At 72.8% G+C, this 20,806-nt stretch carries 18 protein-coding genes; 9 read left to right on the forward strand and 9 right to left on the reverse strand.

The window, feature by feature from the left end:
- Positions 1-140: 140 nt before the first annotated feature.
- Entirely contained in the window at positions 141-1,346 is a 1,206-nt protein-coding gene (locus ACIBCA_RS20280; RefSeq protein ID WP_396284313.1) for an MFS transporter, read from the reverse strand.
- Positions 1,347-1,536: 190 nt separating this feature from the next.
- Here ACIBCA_RS20280 and ACIBCA_RS20285 point away from each other — a divergent pair, with 190 nt between their 5' ends.
- Both ACIBCA_RS20285 and ACIBCA_RS20290 read left to right on the forward strand, forming a co-directional pair.
- Positions 1,537-1,902: an ArsR/SmtB family transcription factor gene (locus ACIBCA_RS20285; protein WP_396284314.1), complete on the forward strand. Its 366-nt coding sequence runs from the start codon at positions 1,537-1,539 to the stop codon at positions 1,900-1,902.
- A gap of 158 nt (positions 1,903-2,060) precedes the next feature.
- Positions 2,061-2,540, forward strand: coding sequence for a hemerythrin domain-containing protein (locus ACIBCA_RS20290; RefSeq protein WP_396284315.1), 480 nt, complete (start codon positions 2,061-2,063; stop codon positions 2,538-2,540).
- 1 nt (position 2,541) lies between these two features.
- On the opposite strand, the gene ACIBCA_RS20295 is transcribed toward ACIBCA_RS20290, so the two are convergent.
- Positions 2,542-3,096, reverse strand: coding sequence for an NUDIX hydrolase (locus ACIBCA_RS20295; protein ID WP_396284316.1), 555 nt, complete (start codon positions 3,094-3,096; stop codon positions 2,542-2,544).
- A gap of 510 nt (positions 3,097-3,606) precedes the next feature.
- Here ACIBCA_RS20295 and ACIBCA_RS20300 point away from each other — a divergent pair.
- Positions 3,607-4,512: a neutral zinc metallopeptidase gene (locus tag ACIBCA_RS20300; RefSeq protein WP_396284317.1), complete on the forward strand. Its 906-nt coding sequence runs from the start codon at positions 3,607-3,609 to the stop codon at positions 4,510-4,512.
- A 139-nt stretch (positions 4,513-4,651) separates the two neighbouring features.
- Positions 4,652-5,017, forward strand: coding sequence for a hypothetical protein (locus ACIBCA_RS20305; RefSeq protein ID WP_396284318.1), 366 nt, complete (start codon positions 4,652-4,654; stop codon positions 5,015-5,017).
- 108 nt (positions 5,018-5,125) lie between these two features.
- Here ACIBCA_RS20305 and ACIBCA_RS20310 read toward each other — a convergent pair whose 3' ends face one another.
- Positions 5,126-6,037, reverse strand: coding sequence for an MBL fold metallo-hydrolase (locus tag ACIBCA_RS20310; RefSeq protein WP_396284319.1), 912 nt, complete (start codon positions 6,035-6,037; stop codon positions 5,126-5,128).
- A 136-nt stretch (positions 6,038-6,173) separates the two neighbouring features.
- Here ACIBCA_RS20310 and ACIBCA_RS20315 point away from each other — a divergent pair, with 136 nt between their 5' ends.
- Positions 6,174-7,142, forward strand: coding sequence for an AraC family transcriptional regulator (locus ACIBCA_RS20315; RefSeq protein ID WP_396284320.1), 969 nt, complete (start codon positions 6,174-6,176; stop codon positions 7,140-7,142).
- A gap of 54 nt (positions 7,143-7,196) precedes the next feature.
- Here the strand turns inward: ACIBCA_RS20315 and ACIBCA_RS20320 are convergent, their stop codons facing one another.
- The 3 genes from ACIBCA_RS20320 to ACIBCA_RS20330 all read right to left on the reverse strand — a co-directional run bounded on the left by ACIBCA_RS20320 (position 7,197) and on the right by ACIBCA_RS20330 (position 9,909).
- Positions 7,197-8,834, reverse strand: a complete 1,638-nt coding sequence (locus ACIBCA_RS20320; RefSeq protein WP_396284321.1) for an alkaline phosphatase D family protein — start codon at positions 8,832-8,834, stop codon at positions 7,197-7,199.
- Between the two features lie 296 nt (positions 8,835-9,130).
- Positions 9,131-9,604, reverse strand: a complete 474-nt coding sequence (locus tag ACIBCA_RS20325; protein ID WP_396284322.1) for a hypothetical protein — start codon at positions 9,602-9,604, stop codon at positions 9,131-9,133.
- Positions 9,605-9,678: 74 nt separating this feature from the next.
- A complete protein-coding gene (locus ACIBCA_RS20330; RefSeq protein ID WP_396284323.1) occupies positions 9,679-9,909 on the reverse strand; it encodes a hypothetical protein in 231 nt (76 codons plus the stop codon).
- A 667-nt stretch (positions 9,910-10,576) separates the two neighbouring features.
- On the opposite strand from ACIBCA_RS20330, the gene ACIBCA_RS20335 reads away from it, so the two are divergent.
- Both ACIBCA_RS20335 and ACIBCA_RS20340 read left to right on the forward strand, forming a co-directional pair.
- Entirely contained in the window at positions 10,577-14,494 is a 3,918-nt protein-coding gene (locus tag ACIBCA_RS20335) for a Pls/PosA family non-ribosomal peptide synthetase (RefSeq protein WP_396284457.1), read from the forward strand.
- An 874-nt stretch (positions 14,495-15,368) separates the two neighbouring features.
- Positions 15,369-15,971: a hypothetical protein gene (locus ACIBCA_RS20340; RefSeq protein ID WP_396284324.1), complete on the forward strand. Its 603-nt coding sequence runs from the start codon at positions 15,369-15,371 to the stop codon at positions 15,969-15,971.
- Positions 15,972-17,234: 1,263 nt separating this feature from the next.
- On the opposite strand, the gene ACIBCA_RS20345 is transcribed toward ACIBCA_RS20340, so the two are convergent.
- Entirely contained in the window at positions 17,235-18,221 is a 987-nt protein-coding gene (locus tag ACIBCA_RS20345) for a hypothetical protein (RefSeq protein ID WP_396284325.1), read from the reverse strand.
- Positions 18,222-18,657: 436 nt separating this feature from the next.
- On the reverse strand, positions 18,658-19,281 hold the full coding sequence (locus ACIBCA_RS20350; RefSeq protein ID WP_396284326.1) for a carbonic anhydrase: 624 nt from the start codon (positions 19,279-19,281) through the stop codon (positions 18,658-18,660).
- A gap of 230 nt (positions 19,282-19,511) precedes the next feature.
- Between ACIBCA_RS20350 and ACIBCA_RS20355 the strand changes: the two genes are divergently transcribed.
- A complete protein-coding gene (locus ACIBCA_RS20355) occupies positions 19,512-19,880 on the forward strand; it encodes a helix-turn-helix transcriptional regulator (RefSeq protein ID WP_396284458.1) in 369 nt (122 codons plus the stop codon).
- 10 nt (positions 19,881-19,890) lie between these two features.
- On the forward strand, positions 19,891-20,328 hold the full coding sequence (locus ACIBCA_RS20360; RefSeq protein WP_396284327.1) for a VOC family protein: 438 nt from the start codon (positions 19,891-19,893) through the stop codon (positions 20,326-20,328).
- A gap of 39 nt (positions 20,329-20,367) precedes the next feature.
- Here the strand turns inward: ACIBCA_RS20360 and ACIBCA_RS20365 are convergent, their stop codons facing one another.
- Entirely contained in the window at positions 20,368-20,610 is a 243-nt protein-coding gene (locus tag ACIBCA_RS20365; RefSeq protein WP_396284328.1) for a hypothetical protein, read from the reverse strand.
- Positions 20,611-20,806: the final 196 nt, after the last annotated feature.

The following is a 20,806-nucleotide window of genomic DNA, read 5'->3' on the forward strand; positions in this document are numbered from 1 at the left end:
CCGGCTTTGGATGGATCGGCTCCGGCCAGGAGGCGTCTCCTGGCCGAACGGCTCCCGGAACTACGGAAGTAGTGCCACTACGCGAGTAGTGGCACTACTTCCGTAGTGGCCGGCCAGGCTCTCCGGGCCGCCGCCTACCCCTACGGAGCCGGCTGCGGAGCCGGCTGCGGAGCCGGCTCGCGCGGCGCCGCGCCGGAGGCCGGGACGCCGGCCGACCGCGTGGTCGCCGCCGCCGTGGCGCAGGCGGCCAGGGCCCAGACCGCCGCCGCGAGGGGGAACCAGTCGGCGCCGAGGACGGTGATGGCCGCCGAGCCGGCCGCTCCGCCGGCGGCGGTGCCGAGGTAGAGGGCGCTGCTGTTGAGCGAGATGAGCAGCGGGGCGTTGGCCGGGTCGATCGAGGCGAGGCGGTGCGGCAGGGCGACCGACACCGACCAGCCGGCCAGCGGGACCACCACCGCGTAGACGAGCGCCCCCGGCATGCTGCGCCCCAGCCAGGGGAGGGCGGCGAACATGGCGGCCGCGACGGCGGAGCCGATCAGCAGGACGGGCCGCACCCCGACCCGGTCGACGAGGCGGCCGCCGAGCCAGCTGCCCGCGACGGACGCGACGCCGGCGGTGAGCAGCACGAGGCTGAGGCGCCCGGCGTCACCGCCGGTGGCGCCGTGGACGGCGGTGGCGAGGTAGATGTAGACGCTCTGGAAGGCGAGGAAGAACACCAGCGTGGTGAGCGCGGCGCCCAGCACCGGGCCCTTCCCGAGCGGGGCGAGGCGTTCGCGCAGGCCGGGCGGCGCGGTGACGGGGGCGGGCAGGTCGCGCAGAAGGGCGGCGAGCCCGGCCCAGGCGATCAGGCCGAGCGCGGTGACCAGCCACATCGTCAGCCGCCAGTCGCTGCGCCCCACCCAGGTGCCGAGCGGGACGCCGAGCGCGGTGGCGACGGTCATGCCGCCGAGCACGGTGGCCAGGGCGCGTCCGCGTCGTTCGGGTGCGACGAGCGTGGTGGCGACGGCGTTGGCGTTGGGTGTGTAGAGCGCGGCGCCGGCGGCGGCGAGGACGCGGGTGGCGAGCAGCAGTCCGAAGCTGGGGGCGACGGCGCTGAGCGCGTTGGCGAGGGTGAAGACGGCCAGCGCCCCGAGCAGGAGCCGGCGCCGGGGCAGTCGGGCGGTGAGCGCGGCCAGGGGCGGGGCGAGGAGGGCGTAGGCGAGGGCGAACACCGTCACCAGCTGGCCGGCGGTGGGCACGCTCACCCCGAGGTCGGCCGCGACGGGGGAGAGGATCCCGGCCACGACCATGGAGTCGGTGCCGACGGCGAAGGTGCCGAGGGCGAGCAGGAGCAGGCGTACGGGCACGGGACGGTCCCCCCGGAATTGTTGGACAACTGGGCAACAGTTTGATGCTCGCCAAACAATCGGGGATTGGTGGATAATTGTCAAACCATTCCGTACGCCTGAACACCTGAACGCCTGAACGCCTGAACGCCCGCCGACCAGCCCACCTGCTGACCAGCCCGCCCGCCGACCCGAGGACCGATCCGCCGCCATGACCCCGACCACCACCCCCGCCGCCCCCGTCGCCGAGGACGAGCGCCTGCCCCAGCCCGCCGCCGGGGACATCGAGCTCGTCACCGTCCTCCACGCGCTCGGCGACCCGGTCCGGATGCGGCTCCTGCTCAACTACGCGGACGGCGCCGAGCACTCCTGCGCCCCCCACGACCTCGGCCTGGACCACCTCCACAAGTCGACCGTCTCCCACCACATGCGGGTCCTGCGCGAGGCCGGAGTCACCACCACCCGCGTCGCCGGCCGCAACCGCTTCGTCAGCCTGCGCCGCGCCGACCTCGACGCCCGCTTCCCCGGACTCCTGGACGCGCTGCTCGCCTCCGCGCCCGCCCTCACCCGAGGCTGAGCACCCCTCACCCGAGGAGCCCCTCACCCGAGGAGCCCCTCACCTGCGGCACGCCCTTGCCAGGCGGCGGCCGCCCGTGATCCGATGGCGCGAGCATCGCGTGCCGGTGACGGATCGCGTCAGGCATGGAGGTGCGGAATCGAAGGAGTGGCCCCTCCGTGGCCTCCCGCAACGAGGGCGAGCGCGTCCTCGCCCTGAGCCTTCAGCTCACCCGAACCCATGACGAACTGCGCCGCCGCATCCGCGACATCAAGGCGGGCCTCGGCCGCGCCCGTGGGATCGACGAGGCCCTGCGCACCCACTGCCTGGCCTTCTGCAGCGCCCTGACCACCCACCACCGCGGCGAGGACGAGGGCCTGTTCGCCGAACTCCTGCGCCAGCGGCCCGACTTGGCCGGGACGATCGCCAATCTCGTCCAGGACCACACGATGATCTCCGGCATCCTCACCCGCGTCGTCGACCTCGCCGCGAAGGCGGCCGACGGGCACCATCCGGACCCCGCCGCGATCGGCCGCGAACTCGACGGCCTGGCGGCCATCATGGAGTCGCACTTCCGCTACGAGGAGCGCGTCCTGGCCGACGCCCTGGACGCGGGGGTGCCGGACACCGGCTGGTCGGGGCCCGTCCTGAACCCCTGAGTCAGCCGTCGAGGGCCTGCCGGGCGAGCCGGTACGGCCCGAAGTAGTACGACAGCGCGGCGATCGTGGCGCCGTCCGAGATGCCGCCGTTCGTGAGGAGGTCCAGCACCTCGGCCTCGGGCAGCCACTCCACCCGGTCGGCCTCCGCCACGTCCACCGGCTCACCGACCCGGGTGGAGCCGGTGGCGAGGAACGCGTGGAAGCGGGCGTCCGAGATGCCGGTCATCGCGAAGTACCGCGTCAGCGGCTCGACGGCCGCCGGGCGCCAGCCCGTCTCCTCCTCCACCTCGCGGGCGATGGCCGCCGCCGGGTCCTCGTCCGTCTCCACCCATCCGGCGGGCAGCTCCCAGCCCCAGCGGCCGGTGATGAACCGGTGGCGGTGGAGCAGCAGCACGTACCCGCGCTCGTCGACGACCACGGCCGTCGCGCAGGCCCGGGGCATCCGCACCGCGTGGTGGTCGACGCGGCCGACGCCGGGGATCTCCACGTCGTCCAGCCACAGCTCGACCCACGGCGACCCGTACACCTGCCGCCGCCCGTGCACCCGCCACTCCACGGTCCCGCTCCTCTGCTCGCCACCACCGACCCGACACCACCGACCCTCTCACGCCGAGGCCCCCGCCTGCCCCTGCCCCCTCGCCTGCCCCCGCCTTCCCGGGCCCCGCCGCCCGGCCCTCGCCGCCCCGCCCCCCGCCGCGCCGGGCGGCCTGGCGCAGCCGGCGGTGCGGGCCGGGCCTTAGGCCCTCTCTTCCGGATCTTGCCGGGCGGTCGCCGCTCCCCCAGCCTTCGGCCGGGAGGTACCCCCAGGGCACAAACGCACCTCGGCGGCTTCTCGTCAGTCGCCAGTGTCCCCCAGCCTTCGGCCGGGAGGTGCCCCCACCGCAATGGCTCCCTCCTCGGCGCCGCCGATGCACGCACCCATGGGGGCACCTCCCGGCCGAAGGCTGGGGGAGACGCCCGCTGATCCGACAACATCCGAAAGAGAGGGCCTAGGCTGGTGGCCGGTGCGCGACGGCGCGCCGCAGGACACGGGGGCAGCGACGGAAACGGCAGGTAGGCGGCGGCGATGCAGTTCGACGACCAGGGCGATCTCGACACCTCGCAGGTGGACGACAGACGGGGCATCCCGGGCGGCAAGGTCGCCATCGGCGGCGGCGCGGTGGGCCTGATCGCCGTCCTCTTCGCCGTCCTCCTCGGCGTCGACCCCAAGCTGCTGGGCCTGTCCTCCGGGGGCGGCGGCAGCACCGGCTCGTCCACGGCGCGCAACGCCGGCGAGGTGCAGCAGGCCTGCAAGACCGGTGCGGACGCCAACAAGCGCCAGGACTGCCGGATCGTGGCGGTCACCAACAGCCTCCAGGACTTCTGGCGCGCCGAACTGCCCAAGCAGACCAAGTCGCCGTACAAGGCCGCCGAGACGGTGCTGTTCACCGACCGGGTCAACACGGCCTGCGGGAGCGCGACCTCCGCCGTCGGGCCGTTCTACTGCCCCGGCGACCAGAAGGCGTACTTCGACCTCGGCTTCTTCGACGAGCTCTCCACCCGCTTCGGCGCCAAGGGCGGCCCGTTCGCCGAGTCCTACGTCGTCGCCCACGAGTACGGCCACCACATCCAGACGCTGCTGGGCACCATGCAGAAGGTCGGCAACGACCGCCAGGGCGCCGCCAGCGCCTCCGTCCGCCTCGAGCTGCAGGCCGACTGCTATGCCGGAGTGTGGGCGCACCACGCCACCACCACCCCGCAGGCGTCCACCGGCCGCCCGCTGATCAAGGCCCTCACCGACCAGGACATCGCCCAGGGCCTGGACGCGGCCGCCGCGGTCGGCGACGACCGCATCCAGAAGCAGGCCACCGGCCGGATCAACCCCGAGGCGTGGACGCACGGCTCCTCCGACCAGCGCAAGGCGTGGTTCACCACCGGCTACCGCAGCGGCGACCCCACCCAGTGCGACACGTTCTCCGCCGCCAAGCTCTGACGGGCGGCCACCGCGGAGGTCGGCGGCGGACCCCTGACACCTGTCAGGGACCGCTGCCGCCCCCGCCTTCCTAGGCTGGCGAGCACAGGCCCCGGGGAACCCCCGTCAGGGGCCCTGACCAGCAAGGGAGAACCCTCACATGCGCAGGATCACCCACGCCCTCGCCGCCCTGGCCCTCGCCTCGGCCGCCCTCACCACCGCCGCCGCCGGCACCGCCGACGCGGCGGACGGCTCCTGGGCCGGCTGCCCGTACGGCGCCGTCTGCGTCTACCCGCAGAACCAGGACCCGGCCTCCAGCCCCAGCGAGGTCTACTGGAGCTACGGCGCCCACCGGCTGAACAACCAGTACGGCAACCACTGGGTGCTCAACAACCAGTCCGGCGGCGCCCACGCGCACCTGTGCCGGGGCTCGAACGGCACCGACTGCGTCTACGACATCGCCGCACAGAACGGGGTCTGGTACGACCTCGGGCCGATCAACTCGATCACCCTGGACCGTCCCTGACGGTCCGTCCGATACGTGCGTGTGGTGCCCGTCGCGCGGGGGGCGACGGGCACCACACGTCACCGCCGCGCGAGCACCCACGCGTCACCGCTGCGCGGGCACCACGCGTCACCGCCGCGCCGGCACCGCCCAGTCCGCGGCGAAGCCCGCCCCCGCGCGCCGCACCCGCGCCGCCCCCGCCCCGGCGAAGTGCGCGGGCGCCACCAGGGCCCCCTCGTCCGCCGCCCGCGCCAGCACCCGCAGCCGGCTCTCGGCGGCCCGCGCCGGATCGAGGCAGAAGCAGCTGGAGCAGGACGGGTGCGCCAGCTGGACCGGGGAGTGCATCAAGTCCCCGACGAACACGGCCCGTTCGCCACCGGAGTCGACCCGCAGCACCGAGGAGCCCGGCGTGTGCCCGGGCGTCTGCTCCAGCACCAGCGAGCCGCCCAGGCGCACCGACCCCGACCACTCCACCGCCTGCCCGGAGGCGAGCACGGGCGCGACGCTGTCCTCGAACACCAGGTCCCACTCGGCCCACTGCCCGGGGTCGATGACGCCCGCCGTGCGGAGCGGGTTCGCGGCCGCCGGGTCGAAGAACTCCCGGTCGGCGGCGGGCAGGTAGTAGGCGGCGTTGGGGAAGGTCGGCACCCACTCCTCGCCCCGCCGGTGGGTGTTCCAGCCCACGTGGTCGGCGTGCAGATGGGTGTTGACCACCACGTCCACGTCCTCCGGCCGCACCCCCGCCTGCGCCAGCAGTTCGAGGAACTCGCCCTCGCGCCGGTGGAACATCGGCGTCGAGGGCCGCTCCCTGCCGTTCCCGACCCCGGTGTCCACCAGCACCGTCCGTTCGCCGTCGCGCACCACCCAGGTCTGCAGCGCGCCCACGTACGCACCCGCCTCGTAGTGCTCCGGCACCAGGTCGTCGCCCTCCGTCCAGGCCCGCTCGGCGAGTTCGGGCACCACGACCGCGGCCGGGGCGAACGCCCCCTGCCACTCCAGCACCCGTACGACCTCCACGTCCCCCAGTACGAACCGTTCCACAGCAGCCTCCCAGGCGATCTCGATCGGTTGTCCCTGCTCTGCTGTCGAGCCTAGGGAGGCCGGATGAGCCGCTCAATGCTCCATCGGCTCCATCCGATACGCGTACGGCTCACATCCGGCCGCTACGATGGCCCGCATGGACGTGGTCAGTGACGCCATCGCCGCCGTACGCACCGGCCGGCCCTCCACCAACCGCCTGCGGGTGAGCGGCCGTTGGGGCGCCCGCCTGCCCCCGTACGCCGGCGCCGGCTTCCACGTGGTGCTCGCCGGCCGCTGCTGGCTGCACCCTGACGGCGGCGACCCGCTGCCCCTCGCCGCGGGCGATGTCGCGCTGCTCCCGCGCGGCGGCGGACACGCCCTCGCCGACCGGGAACTCACCCCCGAACAGGCCCTGCGGCTGCCCGAGTTGGACACCCTCCTGCCCCCGAACGGCCGAGCCCGCCGGAACCATGACCTGCCGGACGCGGCCGACGAACTCCTCTGCGGCAAGTACCGCCTCGACCACGCCGTCTCCCACCCGCTGATGAGCGAGCTCCCCGAGGTCGTCCACTTCTCCACCCACGACGGCGAGCACCCCGAACTACGCACCGCCGTCGACCTGTTGGGCGCCGAAGTGGCCTCCGTGCGGCCCGGGGGAGAGCTCGCCGTCCCCGCCCTGGTCGACCTGCTGCTCGTCTACCTGGTACGCGCCTGGACCACCCGCCGCAGCGCGGACGGCTGGGGCGCCGCCCTGGCCGACCCGGTGGTGGCCGCCGCGCTCGCCGCCCTCCACGAGGACCCGGCCCACCCGTGGACGGCCGACACCCTCGCCCGGCACGCCGGCGTCTCCCGCGCGACCCTGGTGCGCCGCTTCACCGCCCTCACCGGCCGCCCGCCGATGGCCTACCTCGCCTGGTGGCGGATGACCCGGGCCGCCGGACTGCTGCGCCGGGGCACCGACCCGCTGGAGTCCGTCGCCCGCCAGGTCGGCTACGGCAGCCCGTACGCCCTCTCCCACGCCTTCCACCGCCACTACGGCACCACCCCGGGCCGCTACCGCGCCGCGGGGGCAGCCGCCGGGGCAGCCGCGGAGGCAGCGGCCGGGGTGCCGGAGTTCTCCGCCTGACCGGTCGCCCGGCTCCCGTGGCGCGGGAGGCCGGGCGACCGTTCCGACGAACCGTCAGGCCGGGTGCAGCCCGGGGTTTCCGGCCTCCGTGACGAAGGAGGAGGCGGTGGACAGGGTGCCGCCGGGCCGGGTGATGTGGGAGACCACCCGGTGGTCGGCCCGCGCCTGGTGGTGGTCCAGGGCGACGACGGTGTAGCCGCGGCGGGCGTCGAAGAACCTCAGGTGCGGGTTGGCGGCCATCATCGTGGCCCAGTCGGAGGGCCGCTCCGCGCCGTCGCCGTCGCTGCTGATCGAGGTGCCGACCAGTTCCACGCCCACCGTCCGCGAGTTCGGGTCGTCGAAGTTCCGCTTCACGTCGAAGGCGTAGGCCACGTGCACGTCGCCGGTGAGCAGCACCAGGTTCCTGGTGCCGGCCTGGTCGACGGCCGTCAGGAAGCGTTCGCGGGCGGCCGGGTAGCCGTCCCAGGCGTCCATGGAGAGCTTGGAGCGCTCGGCGGTGGTGTTCTTCCGGCGGGAGAAGACGACCTGCTGGGGCACCAGGTTCCAGGTGGCCGTGGAACGGCGCAGCCCCTCGGCGAACCAGCGCTCCTGGGTGGCGCCCATCAGTGTGCGCTCGGGGGCCTCGGACTCCGGCGTCGGGTACTTCCAGCCGTCGCCGTTGGCCTGGTCGTCGCGGTACTGGCGGGTGTCGAGGATGTCGAACTGCGCCAACTGCCCGAAGTGGACCCGCCGGTAGAGCGTGAGCTCGGTGCCGCGCGGCTGCGGCAGGCGCAGCGGCTGGTTCTCCCAGTACGCCCGGTAGGCGGCGGCGCGGCGGGCCACGAAGGGCGCCGGGTCCTGGTTCTTCTCGGGGATGCCGGCCGCGTAGTTGTTCTCCACCTCGTGGTCGTCCCAGGTCACGTACCAGGGGTGCGCGGCGTGGGCGGCCTGGAGGTCGGGGTCGTTCTTGTAGAGCGAGTAGCGCAGCCGGTAGTCCGCCAGCGTGGTCGTCTCGTGGTTCAGCGCGGCGGGCAGCGTGCGGTCGGCGTACCTGCGGTCGCCGCCGACGGCGTCGATGCCGTACTCGTAGATGTAGTCGCCGACGTGGAACACCGCGTCGAGGTCCTCGTCCGCGAGGTGGCGGTACGCGGTGAAGTACCCATCCTCGTAGGCCTGGCAGGACGCGACGGCCAGCCGGCTGCTCTCCGGCCTGCGCCCGCGCGCCGGGGCGGTGCGGGTGCGGCCCACCGGGCTGGTCCAGGAGCCCACGGTGAACCGGTACCAGTACTCGCGCCCGGCCTGGAGGCCGTCGACGTCCACGTGCAGCGAGTAGCTGAACTCGGCGTGCGCCCGGGCACTGCCCCGGCGCTCCACCCGCCGGAACCTCTCGTCCCGCGCGATCTCCCAGCCCACCCGCACGGACCCGACGGGCGGCAGCCCGAAGTCGGGCTCCAGCGGGCGCGGAGCCAGGCGGGTCCACAGCACGACGGCGTTCGGCAGCGGATCGCCCGAGGCGACGCCGAGGGTGAAGGGGTTCTCGGTCAGCGCCTTCGGCGCGAACTCGGCGTCCGCGGCCTGCGCGGAGGGCAGGTTGACGCCGAACGCGAGCGCGGCGGCGGCGGAGGTGACGGTCAGGAAGCGGCGTCGGTCCAGACGTGCGGCGGCCTCACGCAGCATCTGGTCGGGGGAGGGGCGGTCGGCGGGGCGGGTCATGGGGTGGTGAATCCCTTCGCTGCTCGGTTTCCCGGGTGTGTGCGAAGGAATTCGAGTGGACGGCCCCGTACGCCGGGGGTCGGTGTCCGGTCGAAGGGGTGATCATCTGATGGGGGAGATGTGAAGCTCCGGCATCTCTCGTCGAACCGGGGCGATCACGGACGAACCCTCCCTCCCTTGCCCTGTCGAGGGTTCCGTCCGTCCTGCCGCGCCGGTCGGCGGGCCGCCGAAGGCCTTCTCCGGGTAAGGGGAAGGTCAAGAGCTCGAGGATGCCCGCTGCTCCAGCTCCCCGCGGTTCAGGAGAGGACGGAGAAGGCCGTCTCCGGCAGGCAGTAGGCGCGCAACCGGCCCTGCAGGCGCTCGTGTTGGTGCGCGGTGACGGCCAGCCAGAGCGAGGTGCCGGAGTCGCAGGCGCTGAATATCAGCCGCTCGGCGCGCCAGCCCTCGGCGCCGATCGTGTGCGGCGCGAGGGCCAGCAGCAGGGCGAACTGAGCGTCGTCCCTGGTGTCGATGGAGATCCCCGAGGCCGGGTCGCCGCGGTGCCGCCCGGCCTCCCCGGCCTGGGCGCGGCCCAGCGCGAGGGCCCGTCGATGGGCCGGGACGACGGTGTCGGGCCAGGGCCGGTCGCTCAGGGCGTCGAGGCGGACGGTGTCGAGGTTGTACCGCAGGACCTCGAGGGCGGCGCGGTGTGCGCGCGAGATGTTGGCGAGGTCGAGTCCGTCCTGGAGGACCAGCTCACGCTCGGGGAGCCCGTCGTCGGTGATCATCACGAACCCGAGCTTGCCACACCCGACACGCCGTCCGTCATCCGGTCGAACCCAGGGAACGGGCACACCCCGGAGCCTCACGAACGTCCTCGCCCCGTCCGCCGCTGGTAGGAGAACGAACAGACGCCGAGGGAGGCCCCGAGCGAGAAGAAGGCGACGAACCCGATCACGAACACCCCCGGCGCCAGCCCCGCCGTGTGCACCGTGTGCAGCCGCCCGGTCAGGATCGACACTCCCGCGACGGCCGTCCACGCGACGGGCGGGGAGGGGGCGCGATAGTGCGTGACCTGCTGGTTCGTGTGCGTCATGCGGCCATCGTGGCGAGCCGGACGCCGGCCGGTCCTCCCGCGTGAGAACGGACTGAGAGTCCTTAAGTCCCCCTGTGGGGGGAGTCACTCTCTCTGAGTGACGGCTGGGTGTGACGGTTGGGGTCTGGGAGCACACCTGTGACGGATTGTGGTGGGCGGGTGGGCGGGTGGGCGGGTGGGAGGCTTCTGGTCGGCTTCCCGTCATCTTTGAGGTGGGTTCGGTGGCTAGGGTCCTTGCTTGGTTTTGGTAGTTGTGCCTGGTTTTCGTGGCCCATTTGTCGTGACCATGACGGGTTTGTGGTGTGGTTTCTGAGAAGTTTCTTTGATCCTGGGGGTGGGGTGGGAGTCGGGCTTCTGGGTGGGTGATGGTGGTGGGTGGTGTTTCCTGCCGGTGTAGCTGCATGTGCACGCTTTCGTTTACTTTTCTTTCGGTTTTTTGTAGAGGATGTTGTTTTTCATGAGTGCAGGCCAGGGGTTGGCGGGTTCTTCGGTGTCGGGGTCTGTGGTGTCGGGGTGGGGGTTGGGGTCCGGGGCGGGGTCGGTGTCGCAGTCTCAGCCGGGTGTGTGGCCGGTTGTCCCTGTTTCGGGGTCTGGGACGTTGTTGGACGTCTTGTGGTTGACGGTTCAGCGTTTTCCGTCGGCGGTGGGGTTGGTGGGGGGTGGGGTGGTGTTGGACTATGCGTCGTTGTGGGGGGAGGTGGAGGCGTTGGCGGGGGTTTTGGCGTCGTACGGGGTGGGTGTGGGTGATCGTGTGGGGGTGTGTTTGCGGTCGGGTGGTGTGGGGTTGTATGTGGGGGTTTTGGCGGTTTTGCGGTGTGGGGCGGCGTATGTGCCGGTGGATTTTGATGATCCGGTGGAGCGGGCGGAGTTGGTGTGGGGGGATGCGGGTGTGTGTGGGGTGTTGGGGGAGGGTGGTTTTTGGCGTCGGGATGGGTGGCCGGTGGGGTCGGGTGTGTCGCGGTGGCCGGTGGGGTCGGATGAGGCGTGGGTGATTTTCACGTCGGGGACGACGGGGCGGCCGAAGGGGGTGGCGGTGTCGCACGGGTCGGCGGCGGCGTTTGTGGACGCGGAGTTGGGGTTGTTCTGTCGGGAGGCGCCGTTGGGCCCGGGGGATCGGGTGTTGGCGGGTTTGTCGGTGGCGTTCGATGCGTCGTGTGAGGAGATGTGGCTGGCGTGGGGGTCGGGGGCGGCGTTGGTGGCGGCGCCTCGTGAGGTGGTGCGGGCGGGGGCGGAGTTGGGGTCGTGGTTGGTGGAGTGGGGGGTGACGGTGGTTTCGACGGTCCCGACGTTGTTGGCGTTGTGGCCGGTGGAGTGTTTGGCGGGGGTGCGGTTGGTGATCGTGGGGGGCGAGGCGTGTCCCGCGGGGTTGGTGGAGCGGGTGGCGGCGCCGGGGCGGGAGTTGTGGAACACGTACGGGCCGACGGAGACGACGGTGGTGGCGACGGCTGCGCGTCTGGTGGCGGGGGAGCCGGTGCGGATCGGGGTGCCGCTGGCGGGGTGGGAGGTGGCGGTGGTGGACGCCTCGGGCGCGGTGGTGCCGTGGGGTGGTGTGGGTGAGCTGCTGATCGGTGGGGTGGGGTGTGCGCGGTATCTGGATCCGGTGCGGGACGGGGAGAAGTTCGCGCCGCATCCGGCGTTGTCGTCGGCGCGGGTGTACCGCAGTGGTGATCTGGTGCGCAATGAGCCTGAGGGTCTGGTGTTCGTGGGGCGTGCGGATGACCAGGTGAAGTTGGGTGGGCGGCGGATCGAGTTGGGGGAGGTGGATGCGGCGCTGTCCGCGTTGGAGGGGGTGGTGGCTGCTGCGGCGGCGGTGCGCAGGTCGCCGGCGGGTGCGGAGTTGCTGGTGGGGTACGTGGTGGCGGCGGCGGGTGTGGTGCTGGATGTGGCGGTGTTGCGGCAGGTGTTGTTGGGGAGGTTGCCGCGGGCTCTGGTGCCGGTGCTGGCGGTGGTGGGGTCGTTGCCGGTGAAGACGTCGGGAAAGGTGGACCGGGGGGCGTTGCCGTGGCCGCTGCCCACGTCCGGTGGTGGTTCGGGTGGTGGGGACGGTGTGGGTCTCAAGGGGACGGCGGGGTGGCTGGCGCAGGAGTGGGAGCGTCTGCTGGGGGCGGTTCCTGGTGAGGGGGATGATTTCTTCGCGTTGGGTGGGTCGTCGTTGACGGCTGCGGGGTTGGTGTCGCGGTTGCGGGTGCGTTTCGGCGGGGTGTCGGTGGCGGATCTGTATGCGTATCCGGTGCTGGGTGATCTGGCGGTGTACCTGGATTCGTTGACTCCTGTTGCCGGTGCCGGTGCCGGCGATGGCAACGGCGAGGGTCCGGATGCGGGTGTTGGTGTGTCGGCGGGTCCGGGTGCGGATGGGCGTGAGGTTTCGTCTGTGCGTTCGAGTGGTTCGCGTGTGGGTTCGGGCGCCGGTGCCGGGACTGCGGGTGTGGGGCGTGGGGTGTGGCAGTCGTTGGTGTTGGTGGTGTTGTTTTCGGTGGTGGGTGTCCGGTGGGTGGTGGTGTTGGCGGGGTTGGACAATGTGTTGGGGGAGCGTTTGGTGTGGGCGCCGCGGGTGTCGTGGTGGGTGGTGGTGTTGTTGTTGTCGGTTTTCTACAGTGCGCCGGGGCGTGCGGTGGTGGGGGGTCTGGGGGTTCGGTTGTTGACGGCGGGGGTGCGGCCGGGGTCGTACCGGCGGGGTGGGTCGGTGCATGTGCGGGTGTGGGCGGCGGAGCGGTGGGCGGGGGTTTTCGGGACGGGGGCGTTGGCGGGGACGCCGTGGGGGGTGCGGTTCGCGCGGATCGTGGGGTGCCGGGTGGGTGGGGGTGTGGTGTTGCACGCGGTGCCTCCGGTGACGGGTCTGGCGCGTTTGGGTGCGGGGGCGTGTGTGGAGCCGGAGGCGGATCTGGCGGGGTGGTGGCTGGACGGTGCGGTGTTCCATGTGGGGTGGGTGGAGGTCGGTGAGGGGGCGGTGGTCGGCCATCGTTCGGTGTTGATGCCGGGTGCGCGGGTGGGTGCGGGCGCGCGGGTGGCAGGGGGTGCGTGTGTGACGGGTGTGGTGCCGGCGGGTGCCGTGTGGCATGGTTCGCCGGCGCGTGAGGTGTCGGGGGCGGCGGCGCACGGTGTGACGGTGTGGCCGTCGGTGGCGCCGGGTGGGGTGTCGCGGTGGTGGGGTGTGGCGTATTCGGTGGCGTTCGCGGTGTTCGGTGCGGTGCCGTTCCTGGCGGCGTTGCCGGGGCTGGCGGTGGTGGTGGCGATGGTGGGTTCGTCGTCGTCGCCGGTGGGGGCGCTGGTGGGGGTGTTGCCGTGGCTGGTGCCGTTGGCGGTGGTGACGGTGGCGTGTCACGCGGTGCTGATAGCGGTGTTGGTGCGGGTCTTGTCGGTGCCGTTGGAGCCGGGGTTCCATCCGGTGGCGGGGCGGGTGGCGTTTTGCGCGTGGGCGGTGAGCCGTCTGTCGGATACGGCACGGCGTTCGTTGTTCCCGTTGTACGCGTCGTTGTTGACGCCGGTGTGGCTGCGGATGCTGGGCGCGCGGATCGGTCGTGGGGTGGAGGCGTCGACGGTGTTGTCGCTGCCGAAGCTGATGCGGGTGGGGGACGGGGCGTTCCTGGCGGACGACACGTTGGTGGCGCCGTACGAGTTGTGTCGGGGTTGGATGCGGCTGGGGGAGGCGCGGGTGGGGCGGCGTACGTTCGTCGGGAATTCGGGGATCGTGGGTGCGGGGCGGGTGCTGGCGGACGACACGCTGGTGGGGGTGCTCTCGGACGCGCCGGCGAGTGCTCCGCAGGGTTCGTCGTGGCTGGGGCGTCCGGCGTTCGCGTTGCCGCGGGTGGCGCGGGGTGGTGACCTGTCGCGTACGTATGCGCCGGCGCGGCGTCTGGTGTGGGCGCGGGGTCTGGTGGAGGTGTGCCGGCTGGTGCCGGTGGTGGTGGCGGCGTTGCTGGCGGACGGGGTGCTGGCGGTGTTGCAGGAGGTGCGGGACGCGTTCGGGCTGGTGCTGGCGGGGGCGGTGTCGGGGCTGGTGCTGATCGGTGCGGCGGTGGTGGCGTGTGGGGTGACGACGGTGGCGAAGTGGCTGCTGGTGGGGCGGTTCACGGTGGCGGAGCATCCGTTGTGGTCGTCGTTCGTGTGGCGCAACGAGTTGTACGACACGTTCGTGGAGGAGCTGGCGATGCCGTTCGGGGGCGGGGCGATCACGGGGACGCCGTATCTGAACGTGTGGCTGCGGTCGCTGGGGGCGAAGGTGGGGCGGGGTGTGTGGTGTGAGACGCACTGGCTGCCGGAGAGTGATCTGGTGACGGTGGGGGCGGGGGCGAGTGTGAACCGGGGCACGGTGCTGCAGACGCATCTGTTCCACGACCGGGTGATGCGGCTGGGTCCGGTGGATCTGGGGGCGGGCTCGACGTGTGGTCCGCACTCGATCGTTTTGCTGGACTCGTCGGTGGGGGCGGGGGCGACGGTGGGTCCGGCGTCGCTGGTGATGCGGGGAGAGAGTGTGCCGGAGGCGACGCGCTGGCTGGGTAACCCGGTCGCGGCGTGGGAGGCGGACGCGACCCCGCCGCCCGGGCGTCGCGCGGCCCGGCGGCGCCGCGCGGCGGCGCGGGCCTGAGGAGCGGGGCCCGGCCGCGGGCCGGGCGGGCGAGGGCGTTGCGCCCCTGCCGGTCCGGCCCGGCTTGTGCGGCTCTGCCCTGACCCTGTGGCGGGGCTGGCTGGCGAGGGGCGGATGTGCCCTGCTTGCCTGGGCCCCGGGTTGAGATCCTGTCCGTCCGGCCTGGCTCGTGGTCAGGCCGGGCCCGTGGCCCCGTCCGCTCCCGCGGCCCGGCCTTTCCTGTCCTGCCGGGCCTGTGACCTTGTCCGTGTCCGGCCTTGCCCGCCGGGGGCTCGGGCCTCGCGGGGCAGGGCCCGGCCGTCGCCGTATGTGGTGTGCCGGCCTGGTGGGCCGGGGTGCCCGGCCCACCGGAGCGGCCGGGCCCGTGGTCCGTGCCGGTTCGCGGTTCTGGCCATGTACGGGGCTGGGTTGAGTGTGGTGTGTGGTGCGGCCGTGGTCCGGTGGATCGTGGCCGCACTGTATTTCTGTGTGTCGGGTGCTGTCGTTGTGTTTGTTTCAGTCGGTCCGGGTTGGGGGTGTGCGGGCTGGGGATGCGGGAGGCGGCTTGTTTTGCGGGGTGCGGGGCGGCGCCGCTTTTGGTGTGGGTGGCGGTGGGGGACCGGGTCTCCTTCGCAGGGGTGGGGTGGTTGTTTGGGTGTGTCTGGTTGTGTTGTGTGGGGGTTTGGGTGGGTTCGGGTTCGGTTTCGTGGTGGTGTTGGTTGGTGGTTTTCGGGGGTGGTGGGGGGTGGGGGGCCGGGGGGTGGGTGGGGGTGGGGGCGGGGTAGTTTTGGCGTGGTGGCGTGAGGGCGGCGTGAGGGTTGAGTCGATGGGTGTGGGGGTGGGCGGGATGACGTGGCAGGGGCATGGGTATTGGCGGGTGGTGGATGGTGTGCCGGTGAGTGCGACTCAGGCGCAGATCGTGTGGACCAGGGCGGCGTATCCGGCGTTGGTGGAGGTCGCGGGGCGTTATCACGCGGTGATCACGTATGGGGATCTGGCGGTGGTGGTGCAGGAGGTGTCGGGGGTGCGGACGCGTTTCGATCAGCGGCAGTGGCTGGGGAAGGTGCTGGGGCTGGTGGTCCGGGAGGCGCACCGGCGTGGGGATCCGCCGTTGACGTCGTTGGTGGTGCATGCGCAGGACGGGCGGGTCGGGGTGGGCTATCAGGAGGTGCTGGCGGTGGCGGGGCATGCGCCGCTGGGGTCGGAGATGGACCGTGAGGAGCACGCGGCTGCGGCGCGGTTGGCGTGTTACCGGCATTTCGGGGCGGTGTTGCCGGAGGACGGGGGGACGCCGGCGCTGGCGCCGCGGTTGCGGGAGTCGTTGTCGCGGCGGGCGTCGGGGCGGGCGGCGCCGGGGTCGGGCAGGGCGGTGTCGGGGCGGGGTGGGGCGCGGGGTGTTTCGGCGGTGCCGGTGCGGGTGGCGGCGGTGTGTCCGAGGTGTTTCATCGAGTTCCCGGCGACCGGGGTGTGTGATTCGTGCGGGGAGTCGGCGCGCTGACCTGCCGGTCTTTCGGGGCGGACGGGCCGGCCGGGCGGGCTGTGTGGCGGTGCGGCGGGGGCGGGGGCATAGGTTGCCCCCGGGGGGATGCCGGTTTCACGGCGGGGGCCCTGTGTCCGAAGGCGCGGGCGCGGTCCGGGCGTGGGGCGGGCCGTGTGTGGCGGGGGTGTGGGTGTGTTCTCGCCCGGTGGTGTCGTCGTCGGCTGGGGGCGGTCCGTCCGGGGGAGCGGTTCGTCGGCGTTTCCGGTCCGGGTGCGCGGGGGCGGGGCGGGGGTGGGGGCGCAGGTTGCCCCCCGGGGGGATGCCGGTTTCAGGGCGGGGGTCCTGTGCCCGAAGGCGCGGGTGCGGCCCGGGCGGCGTGGGGCGGGCTGTGGTGTGCGGGGGAGCGTTCGGCGGGGCCGTCGGTGTGGTGGTGGGCCTGTTGTTCTTCGGTGGTGTCTGAACTGTGCCTGGGGGCGGGGTGGTTGGGCGGTGTGCGGGCTGTGGCGTCCGGGTGGGCGTGTTCGCGGGAGGGTGTGGTCCGGCGGGGTGGGTGTGTGGCGTCGGCCCGGTCGGCCGGGGGTGGTGCCTGCTTTGGTGGGCCCGGTCGTTGGGTGTGGGTCCCTGGTGGTGTCTGAACTGCGCCTGGGGGTGGGGCGGTTGGGCGGGCCGGCCCCCGGCTGGTGTCTTCGCGGCCGGTGTGGGTGTGGTTCCGGCCGGGCGGGTGGTTCGCCGGGGGTGGTTGTGGGGTGGCGCTGTCGCAGCCCGTGCCGTGGTCGGCGGGTGGGTGCGGCGGTGGGCGGGTCGTGTTGACGGCGGGGCGTGTGGAGTGTGGTCCGGCCGGCTGGGGGCGATGGTTGCTCCGGTGGGCCCCGGTGCGTGGGGGTGTGGCCTTTCGGTGTGCTCTGAACTCGCCCCCGGGGGCGGGGTGGCCTTTCGGGGTGTCTGAACTCGCCCCTGGGGGTGGGGTGGTTGGGTGGTGTGCTCTGAACTCGCCCCCCCGGGGGATGGTCCCCCCGGGGGGTGGTGGGGTGGTCGGGTGGTGTGCGGGGTGGCCGGTACGCGAGCTGTGGTGGTGGCGACGCGGTTGTTCCGGGCGGGGGCCTGGCCGGGGTGTGGTTCGCGGGGGAGGGGGTGTGGTGTTGTGGTGGCCGGGGGGCTGATGACGCTCCCCGAGAACGGCCACCCGTGCTATGGGGCTGGCCAGGCCTGCTCGCCTTGATTCCCCGTGGGGTTGCCCGGCCCGGACGAATGCCACAACCCCGCATGGAACGCGCCGGCTGTCTACTGCATGACCTCCAGGTGCGGGTGACCGAAGGAGGCGGGGCAGTGGTAGAGCTGCATGTCGTAGCTCCGTCCGATCACGATGCCGATGTCCTCGGCGGAGTCCCGGTCCTCGACTGGATCCCAACCGCTGCCGTCCAGGGCGCCCGAACTGATCGTCAGCAGCGGCCTCATGACGCACCTGCAGATCGTGCACCGCATGACCGACGGATCGCTGAAACTCCACGGGCCCCAGCCGCCCACCTTCCACCCCGGGGCGACGGACAGCTCGTACTGGTAGTAGGCCCGGAACTCCTCTTCGTACAGGTACCTCGGGTCAGTGCCGGTGAACTGCTCTTCGCACCAATCCCCGACACGCTGCGCGAGGTCCGGTTCCAGCTCCAGCGGAGCCGGGTACTCGGTCACCACCTCGGGGTGCAGCACGCACGGCTCGGGCAGGTAGTCGCCGTGCCCCGACACGTCCGCGGGCAGCGGCGGTTCGACCAGCAGTGCGCCCGCCGCGGCAGAGGCGCGCCACACCACCCGGGCAGTCGGCATCCAGTTCGGGTCGTGCTCCAGCGGACACCACAGCACTTGCAGCAGGTCCGAATCCGCAGGGCACGGCAGCCCGGGGATGTCTCTTGCGTAAAGCTGGGCCACCGGCAGCAGGGCATTGGGCTCCTGGCTCCACGGATGACCCACGTACGTCGCATCGAGCGCCGCGCGCTCCTGTTCGGTGGGACTCCCGCCCGCCCAGCCCGTCCTGTGAAGCTCGCGGCGACGCCGGACGTCCGTCAGTGACACCGGCAGGTCGACCTCCGGGTGCGGGCCCTCACAGGCCGGCCACGGCTCGTCGGCGGGCCACAGGAGCGGGCCGCCGACCGAACTGTCGCGAACGGCAGGCACGCCCAGCCGAGGGTGCAGGCGGACTGCCTGCCGGGCCAGCAGCGCCAGTTCTGGGAAGACCGCAGCGATGTCCACGCGGCGCGGCGGGGTGGTGCGGGCCATTGAGACCGTCCTTCAACGGAGCAGGAGACAGACGAGCGGACCCTGACCGCTACCACCGTCAACCACAGTTCCCGGAATCCGCGCCACAGCAGCAGACCGCGGACGCGGCCAGGGGCTGGGCCCTGCATGTCCAACGCTGGTCGCTCTTCAGCGTCCTCAGATGCTTGAACGACCAACGATCTGAGGAGCGGGAGCAGGGGTGGGGAAAAAATCCCGAATCCTCATCAGGGGCTGCGTGTACGGGTGTGCGTGTTCGTGGCCGGGGTGTCGCCCGTCCGGCCGGGTGCCTGTCCGTCCGGCCGGGTGGGTGGGGGTGTGGTGTGGGTTCGGTCTGGCTGGTCGGGGGTCGTGTTCGTTGTGGTGGGTTCTGGTGTCTGGGGGTGGCTGGACTTCGTCTGGGGGTGGGTGGTGGGGGGTGGTTGCGTTTGGTGGGGGGTCAGGTGAGGGGGCCGTGGGTGGCGATGGTGCGGGCGTGGCCGTCGAGGAGGCGGTAGGAGAGGCCGACGACGGCGGTGTGGCCGGCGGCGGTGCGTGAGGCGAGGACTTGGGAGCGTTCGAGGAGGAGGGCGACGCTCTGGCGGATGTGTTCGTCGACGATGCCGTCGATGTCGGTGATGCCGGCGGCCCGGGCGGACAGGACGCTGGGGGTGACGCGTTCGACGACGTCGCGTACGAAGCCGCCGGGCAGGCGGCCTTGTTCGAGGGATTCGACGGCGGCGGCGACCGCGCCGCAGGAGTCGTGGCCCAGGACGACGACGAGGGGGCATTCGAGGACGCTGACGCCGTATTCGATGCTGCCGAGGGCTTCGGCGCCGGTGACGTGGCCGGCGGTGCGTACGACGAACAGGTCGCCCAGGCCCTGGTCGAAGATGATCTCCGCGGCGAGGCGGGAGTCGGAGCAGCCGAACAGGACGGCGAAGGGCCGTTGGGCGGGGGCCAGGGCGGCGCGGCGTCCGGCGTCCTGGTTGGGGTGTTCGGGCAGGCCCTCGACGAAGCGGGCGTTGCCTTCCATCAGCACCCGCAGGGCTTCGGCGGGGCTGGATATGGGGGAGGAGATCATGGTCTCCACCCTAGATCGGTGTCTTCGGGGTCCGCAGCCGGGGCCGGGCGGGCCCGGGCCGGGGGTGGTGGCGGGGTTCGGGCCTGTGCCGGTGGCGGGGTGCGGCCGGGGGTGGTGGCGGGGTGCGGGCGGGGGTGGTGGGGTTGTGGTGGGGCGGGGGTACGGTGGCGGGTGTGGCGAGTCGTGTTCCGTTGGAGGATCTGGTCCGGTTGCGGTGGGCGCGTGACCGGATGGACCGGGAGTACGCGCAGCCGTTGGACGTGGCGGCGCTGGCGGGGACGGCGTTGATGTCGGCGGGGCATTTCGCGCGCAGTTTCCGGGCGGTGTACGGCGAGACGCCGTACGGGTATCTGATGACGCGGCGTATCGAGCGGGCGAAGGCGCTGCTGCGGCGTGGGGACCTGTCGGTGACGCGGGTGTGTGTGGAGGTGGGCTGTACGTCGCTGGGGTCGTTCAGTGCGCGGTTCACGCAGCTGGTGGGGTGCAGTCCGAGTGTGTACCGGGCGGCGGACCACGGGGCGGGGGCGGTGATCCCGGCGTGTGCGGCGAAGGTGGGTACCCGGCCCGGGCGCGGGGGCGGGGGTGGGGGGCGCGGGTAGCGTGGGGGGTATGGGCATTCAGCTGGCGCAGTGCTTCATCGCCGTCGACGACCACGACCGGGCTCTGGCGTTCTACCGGGACGTGCTGGGGTTCGAGGTGCGCAGTGACGTGGGTTTCGAGGGGATGCGGTGGGTGAGTGTGGGCTCGCCCGAGCAGCCGGGGGTGGAGATCGTGCTGGAGCCGCCGGTGGCGGATCCGCACGCCAGTGCCGAGGACCGGCTGGCGGCGGCGGAGCTCTTGGCGAAGGGCCTGCTGCGGGGGGTGATCTTCCGTACGGACGACTGCGACGCGACGTATGAGCGGCTGCGGGCGGCGGGGGCGCAGGTGCTGCAGGAGCCGATGGACCAGCCTTACGGGGTGCGGGACTGTGCTTTCCGTGATCCGGCGGGCAACATGCTGCGGTTCAACCAGGTGCGTGAGGGCGGTGCCCGGGCGCCTGGGAAGTGAGGCCGGCGGGGGCGGTGGGGCCCGGTGAGGGGGGTGGGGTCAGGGTCCGGGGTCGGCGTCGGCGCCGGCGGCGGGTATCGCGGCGGTGACCTGCCGGGCGGTGTCCTCGTCGCAGATGAGCAGGGTGGTGTGCGGGGCGTCGCGGGGCCGGGGCGGGTGGCCGGTGCCGGTGTCCGCGGGCTGCCGGGGCCCGTGTTCGGTGGTCCACAGTGCCTCGAGGGCGGCGGCGGGTCCGGTCCCGGCGGCCCGGGCGGCGGCGCGGGCGCGGTGCCTGTGCGGCACGGCGCTTGTGCGGGGGGAGCCGGGTCAGGCAGGGGCCGTCTGTGGGGTGGGTGTGCGGGGTGTCGCCCCGGCGGGCGTCGTGGCCCCGGGCGGGCGCGGGGGCGGCGGCGGGCAGGGGGCGGCGGGCAGGGGTTGGACGGGGCTGGACGGGGCCGGGCCGGGGTGTGTGGGGTGGCCTTGCTCGTCGGAGCCGAAG

Source organism: Kitasatospora sp. NPDC051170 (assembly GCF_044455705.1).
Classification (GTDB): domain Bacteria; phylum Actinomycetota; class Actinomycetes; order Streptomycetales; family Streptomycetaceae; genus Kitasatospora.